At 72.4% G+C, this 16,540-nt stretch carries 17 protein-coding genes; 7 read left to right on the top strand and 10 right to left on the bottom strand.

The window, feature by feature from the left end:
• Nucleotides 1-3 precede the first annotated feature (3 nt).
• Both ACK4UM_RS11065 and ACK4UM_RS11060 read left to right on the top strand, forming a co-directional pair.
• Entirely contained in the window at nucleotides 4-336 is a 333-nt protein-coding gene (locus ACK4UM_RS11065; RefSeq protein WP_409798736.1) for an Hpt domain-containing protein, read from the top strand.
• A 110-nt stretch (nucleotides 337-446) separates the two neighbouring features.
• Complete coding sequence (locus ACK4UM_RS11060) at nucleotides 447-767, top strand: 2Fe-2S iron-sulfur cluster-binding protein (RefSeq protein WP_409798734.1); 321 nt, start codon at nucleotides 447-449, stop codon at nucleotides 765-767.
• A gap of 297 nt (nucleotides 768-1,064) precedes the next feature.
• Here the strand turns inward: ACK4UM_RS11060 and ACK4UM_RS11055 are convergent, their stop codons facing one another.
• Together ACK4UM_RS11055 and ACK4UM_RS11050 are read right to left on the bottom strand one after the other, a co-directional pair.
• Complete coding sequence (locus ACK4UM_RS11055) at nucleotides 1,065-2,438, bottom strand: M23 family metallopeptidase (RefSeq protein WP_409798732.1); 1,374 nt, start codon at nucleotides 2,436-2,438, stop codon at nucleotides 1,065-1,067.
• Between the two features lie 622 nt (nucleotides 2,439-3,060).
• Nucleotides 3,061-3,525, bottom strand: coding sequence for a peroxiredoxin (locus tag ACK4UM_RS11050; RefSeq protein ID WP_409798730.1), 465 nt, complete (start codon nucleotides 3,523-3,525; stop codon nucleotides 3,061-3,063).
• Nucleotides 3,526-3,795: 270 nt separating this feature from the next.
• Between ACK4UM_RS11050 and ACK4UM_RS11045 the strand changes: the two genes are divergently transcribed.
• Nucleotides 3,796-7,203 (top strand): AsmA-like C-terminal region-containing protein, encoded by a 3,408-nt coding sequence (locus ACK4UM_RS11045; protein WP_409798728.1) that lies wholly within the window; start codon nucleotides 3,796-3,798, stop codon nucleotides 7,201-7,203.
• 9 nt (nucleotides 7,204-7,212) lie between these two features.
• On the opposite strand, the gene ACK4UM_RS11040 is transcribed toward ACK4UM_RS11045, so the two are convergent.
• From ACK4UM_RS11040 to ACK4UM_RS11015, 6 genes are all read right to left on the bottom strand, one after another.
• Complete coding sequence (locus ACK4UM_RS11040; protein WP_409798726.1) at nucleotides 7,213-7,527, bottom strand: type II toxin-antitoxin system RelE/ParE family toxin; 315 nt, start codon at nucleotides 7,525-7,527, stop codon at nucleotides 7,213-7,215.
• A gap of 6 nt (nucleotides 7,528-7,533) precedes the next feature.
• A complete protein-coding gene (locus ACK4UM_RS11035; RefSeq protein ID WP_409798725.1) occupies nucleotides 7,534-7,764 on the bottom strand; it encodes a hypothetical protein in 231 nt (76 codons plus the stop codon).
• 100 nt (nucleotides 7,765-7,864) lie between these two features.
• Complete coding sequence (gene tyrS / locus ACK4UM_RS11030) at nucleotides 7,865-9,136, bottom strand: tyrosine--tRNA ligase (RefSeq protein WP_409798723.1); 1,272 nt, start codon at nucleotides 9,134-9,136, stop codon at nucleotides 7,865-7,867.
• 103 nt (nucleotides 9,137-9,239) lie between these two features.
• Nucleotides 9,240-10,322, bottom strand: a complete 1,083-nt coding sequence (locus ACK4UM_RS11025; protein ID WP_409798721.1) for a 5-(carboxyamino)imidazole ribonucleotide synthase — start codon at nucleotides 10,320-10,322, stop codon at nucleotides 9,240-9,242.
• Nucleotides 10,319-10,852: a 5-(carboxyamino)imidazole ribonucleotide mutase gene (gene purE / locus ACK4UM_RS11020; protein ID WP_409798720.1), complete on the bottom strand. Its 534-nt coding sequence runs from the start codon at nucleotides 10,850-10,852 to the stop codon at nucleotides 10,319-10,321. Before purE ends, ACK4UM_RS11025 begins: the two co-directional genes overlap by 4 nt.
• Nucleotides 10,853-10,920: 68 nt before the next feature.
• Nucleotides 10,921-11,160 (bottom strand): YdcH family protein, encoded by a 240-nt coding sequence (locus ACK4UM_RS11015; protein WP_409798718.1) that lies wholly within the window; start codon nucleotides 11,158-11,160, stop codon nucleotides 10,921-10,923.
• A gap of 266 nt (nucleotides 11,161-11,426) precedes the next feature.
• Between ACK4UM_RS11015 and ACK4UM_RS11010 the strand changes: the two genes are divergently transcribed.
• A complete protein-coding gene (locus ACK4UM_RS11010) occupies nucleotides 11,427-11,621 on the top strand; it encodes a YdcH family protein (protein ID WP_409798716.1) in 195 nt (64 codons plus the stop codon).
• A gap of 81 nt (nucleotides 11,622-11,702) precedes the next feature.
• On the opposite strand, the gene ACK4UM_RS11005 is transcribed toward ACK4UM_RS11010, so the two are convergent.
• A complete protein-coding gene (locus tag ACK4UM_RS11005; RefSeq protein WP_409798714.1) occupies nucleotides 11,703-11,984 on the bottom strand; it encodes a hypothetical protein in 282 nt (93 codons plus the stop codon).
• Nucleotides 11,985-12,212: 228 nt separating this feature from the next.
• On the opposite strand from ACK4UM_RS11005, the gene ACK4UM_RS11000 reads away from it, so the two are divergent.
• Nucleotides 12,213-12,431 carry a hypothetical protein gene (locus ACK4UM_RS11000; RefSeq protein WP_409798713.1) on the top strand — a complete coding sequence of 73 codons (219 nt, stop codon included), beginning with the start codon at nucleotides 12,213-12,215 and terminating at the stop codon, nucleotides 12,429-12,431.
• An 80-nt stretch (nucleotides 12,432-12,511) separates the two neighbouring features.
• On the top strand, nucleotides 12,512-13,108 hold the full coding sequence (locus tag ACK4UM_RS10995) for an SCO family protein (RefSeq protein ID WP_409798711.1): 597 nt from the start codon (nucleotides 12,512-12,514) through the stop codon (nucleotides 13,106-13,108).
• Here the strand turns inward: ACK4UM_RS10995 and ACK4UM_RS10990 are convergent.
• Entirely contained in the window at nucleotides 13,015-14,952 is a 1,938-nt protein-coding gene (locus ACK4UM_RS10990) for a glycosyltransferase (protein ID WP_409798709.1), read from the bottom strand. The genes ACK4UM_RS10995 and ACK4UM_RS10990 overlap by 94 nt on opposite strands.
• A gap of 149 nt (nucleotides 14,953-15,101) precedes the next feature.
• On the opposite strand from ACK4UM_RS10990, the gene ACK4UM_RS10985 reads away from it, so the two are divergent.
• Nucleotides 15,102-16,010, top strand: a complete 909-nt coding sequence (locus ACK4UM_RS10985) for a transporter substrate-binding domain-containing protein (RefSeq protein WP_409798707.1) — start codon at nucleotides 15,102-15,104, stop codon at nucleotides 16,008-16,010.
• Nucleotides 16,011-16,540: the final 530 nt, after the last annotated feature.

The following is a 16,540-nucleotide window of genomic DNA, read 5'->3' as shown; positions in this document are numbered from 1 at the left end:
CGCATGCACGACGACGTCCCCCTTCTCGACCGCGATCATCTCGCGCGGCAGACCTTCGACGATGCCGACCTCGCCCGCGAGGTGCTGGCGCTGTTCGTCGGCCAGATCGGGAAGCTCGCCCCGGCGATCCTCGCGCCCGGCCCCGCCGTCGCGCGCGCGGACGCCGCCCACACGCTCAAGGGCTCCGCGCGGGGGATCGGCGCGCTGCGCCTCGCGCACCTCCTCCAGGGGATCGAACGCGACCTGCGCGGCGGCGTCGAGCCCGCCGCCGAGATCGCGGCGCTTCCCGACACGCTCGCCGCCACGCAATCGGAAATCGCGCCGCTGATCGCCTGAGCGGCACCCGCCGCGGTGCCTGCGAGACGTCTCGACCCCTTGCGTACGGGAGGAATCCCGGCTAGGCGGAGGCGACGCGCGGACATGCGTGCGGCACCGACGGAGAACCCATGGTCAGCATCACCTTCATCGACGTCCAGGGCACCGCGCGTACGGTCGAGGCCGAGATCGGCGCCACCGTCATGGAGACCGCGATCCGCAACGGCGTGCCCGGCATCGAGGCGGAATGCGGCGGCGCCTGCGCCTGCGCGACCTGCCACGTCTACGTGGCCGAGGAATGGGCGGAGAAGGCCGGGGGCGCGGAATCGATGGAGGAGGACATGCTCGACTTCGCCTTCGAGGTGCGCCCGACCTCCCGCCTCTCCTGCCAGATCCGCGTGCGCGAGGACCTCGACGGCCTCGTCGTCCACACCCCCGCCCGGCAGGGCTGAGGGCAAGGCGGGATTCCCCTGCCGTCATTCCGGGGCGCGAAGCGAGCCCGGAACCCAGATCCACGACGCTTGTTCGAGCGCGCATGCGCGCTCGCTCGAAACCGAGTCCCTGGATGCGTCGAAGGACGCAGCCTGCAGGCTGCTCATCCGACGTCGGGAGTCTGGGTTCCGGGCTCGCTTTCGCGCCCCGGAATGACGGCGTCGAGGGACGCAGCATTCGGCTGCGCTATTTCGACGATCGGTGCTGCACGTCAGCCGATCGAGCGCGGCATGCGCGCTCCTATGGTCGTCGCACGCTCACCCCCCCGCATCCAGCAGCTCTCCCGCGCGCAGGAAGCGGCGCGGGTCGACGGGGCGGCCGTCGATGCGGGTCTCGTAGTGCAGGTGCGGGCCCGTCGAGCGGCCGGTCGAGCCGGCGCGGCCGACGATCGTGCCGGCCGCGACCTCGTCCCCCTCCGCGACGACGATCGCCGAGAGATGGGCGAAGCGCGTCGTGAGGCCGTTGCCGTGGTCGATCTCGACGAGATTGCCGTAGCCGCCCGCGCGCGCCGCCACCACGACCCGCCCGGCCGCCGTCGCGTAGACGGGCGTGCCGGTCGCCGCGCGGAAATCGATCCCGCCATGGAAGGCCGGGCGCCGGGTGAAGGGGTCGGGCCGCACGCCGAAATCCGACGTCACCGCCACCTCTCCGGAGACCGGGCGGGCGAAGGGCAGACCGATCGTCGTGCGCCGCAGGCGATCGCGCAGGACGAGCATCTCCTGGAGCCCGTCGATCTTGGCCTCGAACCCGCCCGCCTCGCCGTCGATGCCGAGCGGGATGAAGGGGCCGCCCATGCCCTCGACCGCGAGCACGCCCTCGGGCGCCGGCTCGAGCGAGTCGGGATCGAGCCCCGCCGTGAGGATCGCCTCGCGCAGGAGCGTCGCCTCGTCCTCGACGACCTCCTGGATCGCCGCGAGCGCGCGCATCTGGCGCTCCTCGATCCCCGCGAGGGCCGCCTCGACGCGGGTCAGGCCGCCCTCGAGCGCGGCGCGGACGGGGGCGGCGCCAGAACTCGCGGGAGCGAAGACGCGGCTCGCGTCGCTCGCGCGGCCGTCGCGCAGGCGCAGCTCGAAGCCGCCCGGCTCGGGGCGCCGCTCGCGCGCGTCCGGCGCGACGGGAGCGGGACGCGGCACGGGCGCGAAGCCGGTCGCCGCAGCGGGCAGCGCCGGCGCCTCGATCTCGCTCGCGCGCAGGCTCCCGGTCGCGGCCGGCAGGAGATCGCCCACGACGAGCGCGCCGCCGGGCGCGATCCGCTCGGCGAGATCGGCGAGCACCGCCTGGCGCGTCTCGAGCTCGGCCTGCCGGTTCACGAGCGCGCCGACGCGCTGCTCGATCGTGTCCTGGTCGATGAGCTTCTGGCTCGCGACGCGGTCGAGCCGCGCGCGCAAAGCCCCGACCTGGTCCTCGTAGCGCGCCTCGGTCTGGGCCTGGCGGCGCAGGAGCTCGCCGACGAGGTCCTCCTTCGAGGCGATGTACCAGGTCGCGCCCCCCGCCCAGGCGGCGAGGAGGGTGAAGGCGAGGGCCGCGACGGTCGCGGTGACGGGCCCGACCGCGAAGAGCGTGCGCGGCGGCGGCCGCAACCGCGCCGTGACGAGATCCCGCTCCCGCGACGAAGCCCAGTCTCCACCCATCCTGCCGCCTCCCGACGCCTGCCACGCGCCAGGGATTCAAGCCCCGTTAGGGTTAAGATTGGGCAAACGCTCGCCGGGTCAGGCGGAAGTGGGATCTCTCCGAGGCGTCATCGACTCAGTCGCGCCGACTTGGTGCGTGCTCCCCGGTGTCATCCCCGGCCGGAGGTCGCTTGCGACCGGAGGGGAAGGGGACGAGAGCGTGAAACCTGCTTGCGCAGCAAGCGCTTGCGGCGGCGTCTAGCCGCCTGGTCGGCGGCAGGATAGTGTGCTCCGCACACGTCTTGGTGCTGGGCCCCCTTCCCCTGCGCACGCTACGCGTGCTCCGGCCGGGGATGACACGCAGGAGCAGCCCCGACGGCGTCACCACGGACGCTGGAGGGCGATCCGGGACCCAGAACCGCGACGTTTGCCTCGCAGCCTGTAGGCTGCGGGTCTCCGAGGTTCGATGATGCGAGGGTGCGGGACGAGCGCGGCATGCGCGCTCGGATTCGGTGCGGAGCGTATGGGTCCCGGGTCCGCTTCGCGGCCCGGGATGACAGCCTTCGGAAGATTCCCCCCCCCTGAGGACAAGGAGAACAGCGGCGTCCGTCTTCCAGGCCACGCCGCCGCGCCCCCTCCCCGCTCAGAGCGCCTTCACCGCCGCGAGCACCTCCTCGGCGTGGCCGGGGACCTTCACCTTCGGCCACACGCGCGCGACCTTGCCCTGCGCGTCGATCAGCACCGTCGTGCGCTCGACGCCCATGTACTTCTTGCCGTACATGCTCTTCTCGACCCACACGCCGTAGGCCTCGAGCATGCTCTTCTCCTCGTCGGAGGCGAGGTCGAAGCCCAGCTCGTACTTCGCCTTGAACTTGTCGTGGCTCTTCACCGAATCGGGCGACACGCCGAGGATCGCGGCGCCGGCTTGCGCGAAGGCGTCGCGCAGCCCGTTGAAGGCCTGCGCCTCCTTCGTGCAGCCGCTGGTGTCGTCCTTGGGATAGAAGTAGAGAACCAACGCCTTGCCCGCGAAATCCGCGAGCGAGACGCTGCGCCCGCCGTCCGCGGGGAGCGTGAACCCGGGTGCGGGCTCGCCGATGACCAGCGCCATGTGCCTTCCTTTCGTCGGTTTTGAGGTATTGTCCTGCCGGGGCCTGCGCGCGGTGTACGCCGCGCCGCGCCTCCAGGATCACGAGCATAGGCCGCCGGCGCCGCCGCGGCGAGGGCGAGGACGGGGAAAAGGCGTGGCGTCGCGACGGCGGACTCTTCTGTGACGGACGAGGTGACCCACCTCCGGCCGGCCGAGTTGCGCGGCGGGCGATTCGGACCCTGCGAGCGCCTGCGCCCACGCCGCGGCCGATTCGCGCGCGCCCTCCGCGGCATGCTCGTCGCCAAGCTCTTCCTCGGCGTCGCCCTCGTCGTCGCGGTGGGAGCGCTCTACCTGCGCCTCGATTCGGCGCCGCTGCGGGTGCACGGCCTGTCCGAGCAGATCGAGGCCGCGCTCGCGCAGCGGCTCGGCCCCACCCTCGTTCCGAGCCTCGGCGAGAGCGCGCTCACCCTCCACGAAGGCGCGCTCGCGCTCGCCGTGACCGATCTCGGCCTCTACGACGCGAACGGCGCGCTGGTCGCGCGCGCGCCGCACGCGGTGGTGGGGATCGGCACGCTCTCCCTCCTCTCCGGGCAGCCGGCGCCACGCTCGATCGTCCTCTCCGACGTCGATCTGCGCGCGCGCATCGCCCGCGACGGCTCCGTCTCGCTCGTGCCGGCGCAGGAAACGACCGCCCAGGCGAGCTCCGAACCGGCGACGCCGGTGGAGGCCGAGCCGCTCGACCCCTCCTACGAAGGCTTCGCCCCCGCGCTCGAAGCGCGCTCCAGCGCCGCGCTCGCCGTCCTCCTCGATCCGACGACCCCGTTCGGCGCCCTCGAGAGCGCGCGTCTCGACGGGGCGCGGCTGACCCTCGTCGACGAGGCGGGGCGCGAGCGGGTGGCGCTCGGGCGCATCGACGCGCGGATCTGGACGACGGGCGGGCGCCGCAGCGTCGAGGCGCAGGTCGCGAGCCCGCGCGGCACCTGGACGCTGCGCGGCGCGGTCGAGGTCGCCGACGACGGCGTCCGCCAGGCCGAACTCGCGCTCGAGGGCCTGCCGGCCTACGACCTCGCTCTGATGTCCGGCGTCTCTCAGCGGATCAGCGGCGACGGTCTCCTCCTCGGCGGATCGGCCCGGCTCTCGGTCGCCCCGGACGGCGCCGTGCGGCGCCTCGCGGTCTCGCTCGAGGGCGGGCCGGGCTGGCTGACGACGCGCGACCCCTTCATGCCGCGGGTGCCCGTCGACACGGCCGCGCTCGACGCCGAATGGCGCCCCGCCGAGGGGCTCGTCGCGATCGAGCGCCTCGCGATCGCCGGCGGCGCGACGCGAATCGCGCTCGCCGGCACGCTCGCCGCCGCCGACGAGCCCGGCCTCTGGCGCATCGATCTCCAGGGCCGCGACGCGCGCGTGCGCGGGGCGCGCGACGGCGAGCCGCCGCTGCGGCTCGATCGGGTGGCGGTGGCGGGCTCGGCCGGGCCCGACGGCGTCGTCCTCGACGCCGTCGAGGTCGCCGGCGAGAACATCGCGGTCGCCGCGCGCATCTCCTTCGGCGGCGAGGAGGATCGCGGGGGCCTGCGCGTCTCCGTCGCGACACGCGACATCGCCTCCCGGGACGCTCTGGCCCTGTGGCCCGATTTCGTCGCGCCGATCCCGCGCATCTTCCTGCGCGACGCGCTGCGCGAGGGCCACGTCCGCGCGCTCGACGTCGCCGTGGCGCTCACCGGCGAGGATCTCGCCTCGCTCCTCGACCACGGCTCGATCCCGCACGAAGCGGTCGCCGTCGATTTCGCGATCGACGAGGGGGTGCTCGCGCTCGACGCGGACTTCCCGCCGCTCGCGGGCGTCTCGGTGACGGGCCGCGTCACCGGCCGGTCGGCCTCCGTGGAGGCGCGGGCGGCCGAGCTCGTCCAGCCGGGCCGCAGCCCGATCGCGCTCGGAGCCGGGCGCATGGGCATCCGGGACTTCTGGATGCGCGAGCCGCGCGCCGAGATCGCCTTCGAGGCGTCCGGCGGGCTCGACGCGCTCGCGGCCCTGATGCGGACGCCCGCGCTCGAGGCCGCGGCCGGCATCGCGCTCGACCCGGACACCGTCTCCGGCGATGCGCGTCTCGCCGTCTCCTTCTCCTTTCCCCTCGACGAGCCCTTCGACGTCGCCGATCTGCCGATCGCGGCGAGCGGGCGCCTGACCGACGTGGTGCTCGGCGCGGTCGTCGGCGGCGAGACGCTCGACGAGGGCGCGCTCGACGTCGTGGTGCACGCCGACGGTCTCGTCGAGATCGACGGGCGCGCGCGCATCGGCGGCATCCCCGCACGGATCGCGATCGCGCAGCCGCGCGATCCCGCAGCGGAGGGCGAGGCCAGGATCGGCCTCGATCTCGACGCGCAGGCGCTCGTCGACCGCGGGCTCCTGCCGCCGGGCCGCGTTCGCGGCGCGATCCCCGTCGAAATCGTCGCGCCGATCGGGCGCGGGCCGATCCGCGGCGCGACGATCGAGGCTTTTCTCGGGGGGACGCGGATCGACGAGCCGGTGCCCGGCTTCTCCAAGGCGGCCGGAGTGCCGGGGCGCCTCTTCGTGCGCGTGCGCGAGGGCGACGCGAACGACGAGGGCGGGAGCGGGCTCCTGCTCGAGGAGATCACGCTCGAGGCCGGGAGCGCGCTCGTGCGCGGCAGCGGGCGCCTCACGCGGGAAGGCGCCCTCGCCGCCATCGACATCGACCAATTGCGGCTCTCCCCCGGCGACGACGCACGGCTCGAAGTGCGTCGCGAGAACGGCGTCACGCGCGCACGCCTGCGCGGGCGCAGCTTCGACGTCCGCCCCCTCGTCGCGAGCCTCCAGGCCGGGGGGCTCGGCGGGTCGGCGCCGTCCGGCGGCGGGGGGCCGGCCGGGGGCGAGCCGGTCGAGATCGACGCGGCGATCGACATCCTCACCGGCCATCGCGGCGAGGTGATCACGAGCGCAACCCTGTCCGCGCGCCTCGTCGGGCAGATTCCGGAGCGGCTCGAACTCGCCGGCCGCTTCCCGGACGCGCCGCTGACGGCGCGGCTCGACGGGGGCGGGCTCCTGGTCGAGAGCGCCGATGCCGGCGCGACCCTGCGCTTCCTCGGCCTCTACGACAACATGATCGGCGGGCGTCTCCTCCTCCAGGCCGGGCGGCCGGGGCCGCGCCAGGACGGCTCCCTCGTGCTGCGCGAGTTCAGCCTGCGCGACGAGCCCGCCTTGCGGCGGATCGCGGGCAGCGCGCGCGTGTCGGACGGGCGCGGCGGCACCGTCGACATCAGCGAGGCCGTCTTCGTCAAGGCGCAGGCGGATTTCGTGCGCGAGGGCGGCCTCCTCACGCTCGGCGACGCGCGGATGTGGGGCGCGCAGCTCGGCTTCACCCTGTCGGGCTGGATCGACCTCTCCCGCGACGCCCTCGATCTCGCCGGCGCCTTCGTGCCCGCCTACGGGCTCAACAACGCCTTCGCCCAGGTGCCGCTCGTCGGCCGCCTCCTCGGCGGCAACCGCTACGAGGGGCTGATCGCGGTGAATTTCCGCGTCGCCGGCCCGATGGCCGAGCCGGTCCTGACCGTCAATCCGCTCTCGGCCATCGCCCCGGGCGTCCTGCGCAACCTCTTCGGCGCCGGCACCCCCACCCGCCCCATCGCCCCCGATCTCGGCGAAGCGCCGCTCGCGCCGCCGTTGCAGATCACGCCGATGCGGTGAGGAGATCGGTCATAGCCTATCCCGACTCTGCGCCGGGCGGAAAACGCGCAGGACTCGGACCAGGGTGGCGTAGGCCGGCGCCGGCCCAGGATGCGGATCGGTTTCGTAGACGATCGTGTGGCGACGGACGACGCGCGCGCGGGTGTAAGGATGATCGCGGCTCAATGGCCATTGGAATGGAGCGTCGGCAATCGTTTCGATCGCATCGGAGATATCGATCAGAGAGGCATGCGCCGTTGCGCCCGCACCGGGCTGTGTGAGCCATAGTCGTACATTGTCGAGGTCCCGGGCGGCCGCGGGAGCGAGCGTCAGCTGCGCCGGCATCGGGCGTCAGCGCGCCTCGGTTTTCGTCGACGTATCCGGGATCGGGAACGAGCGGCCCTCTCGGAACGCACGAAGGAGGTCGCGGGCGTCCTCGCCGGTGATGCCGTGACCGTTCGCCAGCTCTTCGCGCGCCTCTTCGATCAGAGCGCGCTCGTGCTCGATGCGCGCTCGCCGCTCCGCCTCCGTCTCGGGCAGGGGGATGTTATCGTCCGGACGTCGAAGAAAGCGGGCGCTCACTTCTATTCCTCATTGCGTGCCGATGATCGCGAAACCGAGTGTCTCATGGGATCCAACCCGACGCAAGTCGTCGGAGTTTCAGAATAGCTCACCACCAGACTCACACCAATCGCAACAACACGTGCCGCTTCTTCCCGAACGACAGCTTGATCACCCCGTCGACCACGTCGCCTTCGCCCAGCGTGGCCCGCTCGTCCGTCACCGGCGCGTCGTTGACGCGCAAGCCCCCGCCCTTCACCTGGCGGCGGGCTTCCGACATCGAGGGGACGAGGGCGGCGTAGTCGGGGCCGAAGGCGGCGAGCACGCCGAGCCCCTCCGCGAGACGCGAGGCCGGGATCTCGACGCTCGGCAGCGATTGCGCGAGCGCGCCCTGCTCGAAGGTCGTCCGCGCGGTGGCCTCGGCCGCCTCCGCCGCCTCGCGCCCGTGCATGAGCGCGGTCGCCTCCGTCGCGAGCACCTTCTTCGCCTCGTTGATCTCGGCCCCCGCGAGCGCGCCGAGCCGGGCGATCTCGTCGAGCGGCAGCGTCGTGAACAGCTTGAGGAAGCGCACCACGTCGCCGTCCTCGGTGTTGCGCCAGAACTGCCAGTAATCGTAGGGGCTCAGCATCTGCGCATCGAGCCAGACGGCGCCCGCCGCCGTCTTGCCCATCTTGGCGCCGGACGCGGTGGTGAGCAGCGGGCAGGTGAGCGCGTAGAGCTGGTGCGTGCCCATGCGCCGGCCGAGATCGATGCCGTTGACGATGTTGCCCCACTGGTCCGAACCGCCCATCTGCAGATTGCAGCCGTAGCGGCGCGCGAGCTCGGTATAGTCGTAGGCCTGCAGGAGCATGTAATTGAACTCGAGGAACGAGAGCTCGTGCTCCCGCTCGAGCCGCAGCCGCACCGAATCGAAGGTCAGCATCCGGTTGACCGAGAAGTGCCGGCCGACGTCGCGCAGGAACTCGATGTAGTTGAGCGGCGCGAGCCATTCGGCATTGTCGACCATGGTCGCGTCGCCGGGCCGGTCGCCGAAAGTGAGGAAGCGCGAGAAGGTGTCCTTGATGCGCTCCTTGTTGGCCTCGATGTCCTCGAGCGAGAGGAGCTTGCGGCCCTCGTCGCGCCCCGACGGATCGCCCACCCGCGTCGTGCCGCCGCCCATCAGCACGATCGGCCGGCCGCCGGTCTTCTGGAGCCAGTGCAGCATCATGATGTTGACGAGGTGCCCGACATGGAGCGAGGGCGCCGTGCAATCGTAGCCGATATAGGCGATCACCTCCCCGGCCCGCGCCTTGGCGTCGAGCCCCTCCCAGTCCGAGCACTGGTGGACGTAGCCGCGCTCCTGGAGGATCCGCAGGAAATCGGAGGTGACGGGCACGGGCGCAGGCGCGGTCATGAGGGAGCCATCCGCTCTCGAGGTCTCGGGTCGCGGGGAGGCGTTTAACAGGACGCCGCGGGGTTTGGAATAGGGGGCGGGCGGCACGCCGCGGCGGCGCGCGTCACCAGGCGATGCGCGTGACGTGGCCCATCTTGCGGCCCGCGCGCGCCTGCGCCTTGCCGTAGAGCGTGACGTGGGCGCCCTCCTCGGCGAGGAGCGCGGGCACGGTCTCGACCGCGTCCCCGATCAGGTTCGTCATCGACACCGCGCGACCGAGCCGCTTCGTGCCGCCGAGCGGCCAGCCGGCGATCGCGCGCACGTGTTGCTCGAATTGCGAGGTCTGCGCGCCGAAATCGGTCCAGTGCCCGGAATTGTGCACGCGCGGCGCGATCTCGTTGACGAGGAGCCGCTCCGCGCCGTCCGCCGCGCGCACGAGGAAGAGCTCGACGGCGAAGATGCCGACGTAATCGAGCGCGTCGCCGATCGCGCGGGCGATGTCCGCGGCCGCCGCGCGCGTCCCCTCGCCGATGGCGGCGGGCACGCGGGTCTCGGCCAGAATATGGCGCTCATGCTCGTTCTCGCAGGCCTCGTAGGCGGCGAGGCCGCCGTCGAGGCCGCGGGCGGCGACGATCGACAGCTCGGCGGCGAACGGCACGAAGCCCTCGAGGATCGCGGGCGCGCGGCCGATCGCGGCGAAGGCGGCGGCGGCATCGTCGCCGGGGCGGATCGTCACCTGGCCCTTGCCGTCGTAGCCGAAGCGGCGCGTCTTCAGCACCGCCGGCGCGCCGATCGCGGCGAGCGCGGCGGCGAGCCCCGCCTCGTCCTCGACGCCGCGGAACGGCGCCGTCGCGAGGCCGAGGCCGGCGACGAAGCTCTTCTCGGCGAGGCGATCCTGCGTCGTCGCGAGCGCGCGGGCGCCCGGGCGCAGCACCGCGTGGCGCGAGACGATCTCGGCGGCGCGGGCGGGCACGTTCTCGAATTCGTAGGTCACGACGGCGACGGAGCGCGAGAACGCCTCGAGCGCCGCCTCGTCCTCGTAGGTCGCGTGGGTCGCGTGGGCGGCGACGGCGAAGGCGGGACTGTCGGGATCGTCGCTGAAGACGTGGGTCTTCAAGCCGAGCCGGGCGGCGGCGAGCGCGATCAGCCGGCCGAGCTGGCCGCCGCCGAGGATGCCGATCGTCGCGCCGGGCGCGAGCGGGCTCATCGCGCCGGCTCCGCGGCTTCCTCGTCGACCGGACGCTCGGCGACCGCCTCCGTCTGCCGGCGCCGCCAGGCGGCGAGGCGCTCGGCGAGCGCCGGATCGCTCAGCGCGAGGACCGCGGCGGCGAGGAGCGCGGCGTTGACGGCGCCCGCCCGCCCGATCGCGAGCGTGCCGACGGGGATGCCCGCGGGCATCTGCACGATCGAGAGGAGCGAATCCTGCCCCGACAGGGCCTTCGATTCGACCGGCACGCCGAAGACCGGCAGCGCCGTCAGCGAGGCGACCATCCCCGGCAGGTGCGCCGCGCCGCCCGCGCCCGCGATCACCACGCGAAAGCCCTCCCCCGCCGCGCCCTTGGCGAAGGCGACCATGCGCTCGGGGGTGCGGTGGGCGGAGACGATTCGCGCGTCGTAGGGCACGCCGAGCGCGTCGAGCGTCGCGGCCGCGTGGCGCATCGTCGCCCAGTCGGATTGCGAGCCCATGACGATGGCCACCGGCACGGCCGGGCTCGGGGAAGGGCTGTCGTTCGTCATCGTCACTCCGCTCCTCACCCTCGCCTCATAGAGCGACCGCGCCCGCCATCGCAAGCGCGGCGTGCCGGTCAGGCGATGATGTCGGGCAGGATCTGGTCCTCGACGAACTGGATCCGGTCGCGGAGCTGGAGCTTGCGCTTCTTGAGCCTCTGGAGTTGCAGGCGGTCGGAGGCGACGGAATCCTCGAGCGCCTCGATCGCGCGGTCGAGATCGCGATGCTCCTCCTTCAGCCGCGCGAGCTCGGCCTGGAGCTCGCTCTGCTGACCGCCCCCGCGATCGTTTCCCGCGACGCCCTCCAGCGTCACCACGTCAGCTCCCTCTTCGGCACTCATCGCCACCCCGCGAGATCGACGGATGCGCGCCGCGCGCGCCCATGCCGAAGAGAGAGCCCCAAAGCCGCCCGCCGTCAAGAGAGAGCCGCCCTGCAGCATCGATGAGGGCTTTGCCGTATAGGCGTTTACGGGAAATCCACGATGCGGCGCACAAACGGATTTCTTGGACGGAGGGTCGATTTTATGCCACCTTCATAACGTTCGTTACGACCGTCGGACCGAACGAAGGAAGGGAGACACACATGTCGCTGACCAGTCATCTGGCCGAGCTCGAGCGCAAGCATCAGGCTCTCGAGCACGAGCTCCACAAGGCTGCGATGAGCCCCTCGATCAGCGATCTGCAAATAGCCGAACTCAAGCGACGCAAGCTCGCCCTCAAGGACGAGATCGCCCGGCTGCGCGAGTCGAAACCGGCAGCGGGAACCACCCTGCATTGAGTCGAGTCCAGTCCAGTTCCAGCGTTCCGTTACGCCGCCGCCCGGCTCACGCCGCGGCGGCGGTCTTCGTTTGCGGGGTGCTCATCCCCCGGCGGTCCAGGCGTCGAGCCGATCGGCGAGCGCGGCGCGGGCCGGGTCGCCGTCGGCGCGCAGGCTCGCCGCGACGCGCCGCAGGATTGCGGCATCTTCGGTCGAACAAGTCGTCGGCGGCTCGTTGAGAAGAATGACGGTCGTCTCGTCGCGCTCGCGCCGCATCCGCTGCAGGAATTCGTCGCGTCCGGCCGGCGTCAGCCAGTCGAGATCCGCCTCCAGAGTTGCGAGGATATCTTTCAATGCAATTATGGTCTTACGTATGGTGGCCATTTGGAACCCGCGGCAACTGGCGAACTACAGTGTCTCTATGATATAGAGCCTAGGTTCTCTGCGTAAACCACTGACTTTCACCTAGGTAAACCCGGAACGTCGGCAGGCCGCACTTCAACACGCACGAATACCGCTTAGCACGCGACAATCCGTGTGATCGGTCAATCGGGTGGTACCCGCGGCGTCTCACGTGTTGAATCCCCGACCATATGCCTTAAGATGCAGCCGATGAGCCGATCTGTCGCACCCCCCGGCCTGGAGGCCGCCGCAGCCGACGCTCCGCGCGCGGGCGACGCGGCGCGGGCCGGTGCGCGTCCAGGCGTGGCCTTGGCCGCCGGGGCGCTCGGCTTCGCGGGGCTCGCGGGCGCGGGGCTCCTGATGTGGGCCGCGCAGGGGGACGCCGTCTTCGCGCAGGTCGTTCTCGCCGCATTGGCATGGTGCTTCTGAGGGGCTATCTGAGCGGCAGGCGCCGGGGAGGGCTGCGGCGCCCGACGCCGTGACGCCACGAGAGAGAGCCGCCCGCCGCCATGACAGACCGCACGCGCCGCATCGTCATCCCCCTCGCCGCCTTCCTGTTCGGCCTCGTCGCGCTCGGCATCGCCGCGGTGATGACGCTGACGCCGCAGGGCCGCGAGGTCGCCGCCTCCTCGGTCGGCGGGCCCTTCGCCCTCGTGAACCATCACGGCGAGCCGGTGAGCGAGCAGGATTTCCTCGGCGAGCCGCATCTCGTCTTCTTCGGCTTCACCCATTGCCCGGACGTGTGCCCGACGAAGCTGTGGGAGATGTCCGAGATCCTCGCCTACGTGTCGGAGACCCGCGGCCGCGACATCCGCGCGCTCTTCATCACGGTGGACCCCGAGCGCGACACGCCCGAAATCCTCCAGAACTACCTCTCGAGCTTCGACGATCGCATCGTCGGGCTGACCGGCACGCCGGAGGCGGTGGCGGACGCGGTGCGGACGTTCCGGGCTTTTGCCCGCCGGGTGCCGCTCGAGGACGGGGACTACACGATGGAGCATACGGCGATCGTCTACATCATGGACGCCCAGGGCCGCTTCGTCGCCGGGCTCGACACGACGCGCGCCCCCTCCGACGCCGCCGCCGAGCTCTTGCGCCGCATCTGAGCGGGCGCCGCCGGGTCCGTCTCGGCGGGCGCGGCGCCGTGCTCGGTCTTGTGCCAATGGCTCGGCGCGGTGAAGAGCTCGTAGAGCCCGCGCCAGGCGGCGAGGCTCACGAGCGCGTAATAGACCGGCAGGCACAGAGCCGTCCCCCACATCCCCCTCCATCCCCGCCGCGCGAGGCCGAGGAAAGCCGGCGCGTAGATCGAGGCCGCGCCCGCGAGCAGCGTCGACAACCCGACGGTCGCGACCAATAGCCCGCGCACGCTGCCGGTGTCGAGCGGATAGGGCGGCACCATCACCCCCAAAAACGCGAGCCCGCTCGCGATCGCCATCCAGGCGAAGAGCGGATAGGCGAGCGCCGAGGCCACCGTGCCGCCGATCAGGACGAGGCTCGCGAGGCTCGCGCCGGGCCCGAGCCGGACGAGCGTGCGCACCGGCGCGCGGCCGTGGACGACGCAGACCTGCAAGAATCCCTTCGTCCAGCGGGCGCGCTGGCGCAGCCAATTGCCGAGCGAGACGGGCGCCTCCTCCCACGTCGTCGAGGGCAGATCGGCGGTGCGCATCCCGAGCGTCGCGAGCCGGATGCCGAGATCGGCATCCTCGGTGACGTTGTAGGCGTCCCAGCCGTCGATGCGCTGGAGGCTGCGGGTGCGGAAATGGTTGGAGGTGCCGCCGAGCGGAATGGGGAGGTCGTAACGGGCGAAGGCCGGATTCACGACGTCGAAGAGGGCGGCGTACTCGATCGCGAAGAGGCGCGGGAGCAGGGCGTCGCGATTGTGGATCGACAGGCGCGCCTGGAGGCAGGCCACGTCGCTCGTCTCGCGCGCGAAGGCGGCGACCGCCAGGCGCAATTGATCGGGTTCGGGCCTGTCTTCGGCATCGTAGATGACGAGGAAGGAGCCGCGCGCCAGCGGCAGCGCGACATTCAGCGCGCGGGGCTTCGTCCGCGGCTGCCCGGCAGGCGCGACCACCATCTGGAAGGCTCCCGGCAAGGCGAGATCGACGATGGCGGCGCGGGTGACCGGATCGTCCTCCTCGACGACGAGCTTCACGTCGAGCTTTGAGAGCGGATAGTCGAGACTGGTCAGCGCTCGGCACAGGCCGCCCACCACGTTGGCTTCGCGATAGAGCGGCACCACGATCGTGTAGACGGGCAGGTCCGCCTCCGCCATGCGGGGTGGCGGGTCCTGCATGCGCGTCGCGACCGGCTCGAAGCAGGTCGCGATCCGCAGCGTCGCGATCACGATGAAGCACATTCCGGCGGCGCAGGCGACGAGGTCGAGCGTATGGGGCGCGAGAGCCGCCACGGCCAGGAATGCGAGTGCCAACAGGACGAGGACGACGATCTGCGCACGGCGGAAACCGCCGCGAAAGGAGAGGTCCGATCGCCTCAGCGAGAGCCCGTTGGCGGCTTCCTCGGCGATCTCGGAGGCGCGCGCGCCGAAGACCGCCTCGCGAAGGGCGTCCGGAGACGTCAAGGACATGCCCTTCGCCACGCGTCCTCCGACGAGGCTCGCGAAGCTCTCGGGCCTGGGAGCTGCGACGACCGTCCCGCCCTCGGCGAGCGGCGCGAAGCCCGACCGCAGGCTCTCGGGAAAGCGTACGTCGGGAGACAGACGAGGCCGCGCCAGATAGGGCACGCCGATCGTCGCGGCGAGCGCGCGATAGACCCGCTCGGGCTCGACCATGCCGTGCGCGAGCAGCGCCTTGGCCGCGCAGACGCCTTCGCGGCGCCCTTGCCGGGCGGCACGCAGGAGCGTGTGCGCGGGGACGCCCCAGGCGGCGAGGAACCGGACGTCGTCCGGCAGGATCGGGGGCGCCGGCGCCCCGGCTTTGTCCTCGTCCATGTCGTCCCCCCGACCCTTCACATGATTCGCAATTGCATCCAAGCGCATGCGCACGCAGAGTCTACGCACGCCTGCGTGCGCCTTGACCCCGCCGCGCGCGTGGCGCTACGTGACGTCGGGGCATCGGTATTCGCACGAAGGGTGGCGTCTTGGCAGACCACGTGGATCGCATCGGCGCCGGGGCGGCGGCACTCGGGCTCCTCGCCCTCGTCGCCTCCTCCGACCTGCCCTCCCCCCTCCCCTCCCCCGCCTTCGCGCAGCAGGGCGCGGCGCGGGAGCGGCTGGTGCTGCCGCCGGCGGTGATCCCCAATTTCTGGGACCCGCGGGCCTATGCGCCCCCGACCGACCTCTTCCTCGGCACGCGCACGGTGCGGGTCGTCACCAGCGTCGACTACCCGCCCCTGCACTTCGTCGGCGCGGACGGGGCGCCCACCGGTTTCGCGGTCGAGCTCGCGCGCGCGGCCTGCGAGCGGATGCGCATCGCCTGCACCATCCAGGCCCGCCCCTTCGGCGGCCTCCTCGAGGCGATCGAGGCCGGCGAGGCGGACGTCGCCGCCGCCGCCTTCCGCATCACGGGGGATTTGCGCGCGCGCTTCGCCGTCACGCGCCCCTATTTCGCGCTCCCCGCCCGCATCGCCGTCCCGAGCGCCCGCGCCGGCGGCTTCGATCCGGACGGCCTCGCGGGCGCGCGCGTCGGCGTCGTCGCCGGCACCGCGCACGAGGCCTATGTCGAGACCTTCTGGCCGGAGGCCGAGCGCGTCGCCGCCCAAAACCTCGCCGCCGCGCAGGCCGCCCTGCGCGCGGGCGAGACGGACTATCTCTTCGCCGACGGCCTCTCGCTCGCTCTGTGGATCGGCGGGCGGGCATCGGAGGGCTGCTGCACCTTCGCCGACGGCCCCTTCCTCGAGCCGCGCTTCTTCGGCGAGGGCATCGGCTTCGTCCTGCGCCCCGAAGACGCCGCCCTCGCCCGCGCCTTCGACGAAGCCATCCGCCGCCTCCACGAGGAGGGCGCGTACGGGGAGCTGTATCTGCGGTTCTTCCCGGTGAGCCCGCTCTGAGGGACGAGCGCGCGGCAGCATCCCTCCCCGCAGGGGAGGGTGGCCTCGGAGCCGCAGGCGAACGAGGTCGGGTGGGGCCCGGGTGGAGATCGTCCTCCGCACGACGGGCCCCACCCGGCCCCTGTCGCTCCGCTCCAGGGTCCACCCTGCCCTTCGGGGAGGGACGAGCGCGCGGAAGCATCCCTCCCCGCAGGGGAGGGTGGGAGCCGCAGGCGAACGAGGTCGGGTGGGGCCCGGGTGGAGATCGTCCTCCGCGCCACAGGCCCCACCCGGCCCCTGTCGCTCCGCTCCAGGGTCCACCCTGCCCTTCGGGGAGGGACGAGCGCGCGGCAGCATCCCTCCCCGCAGGGGAGGGTGGCCTCGGAGCCGTAGGCGAACGAGGTCGGGTGGGGCCCGGGTGGAGATCGTCCTCCGCGCCACGGGCCCCACCCGGCCCCTGTCGCTCCGCTCCAGGGTCCACCCTGCCCTTCGGGGAGGGACGAGCGCGCGGCAGCATCCCTCCCCGCAGGGGAGGGTGGCCTCGGGAGCGC

The organism is Salinarimonas sp. (genome assembly GCF_046292825.1).
Lineage (GTDB): Bacteria > Pseudomonadota > Alphaproteobacteria > Rhizobiales > Beijerinckiaceae > Salinarimonas.
Note: the sequence above shows the minus strand (reverse complement) of the source record. Positions and strands in the feature narration are given on the sequence as shown.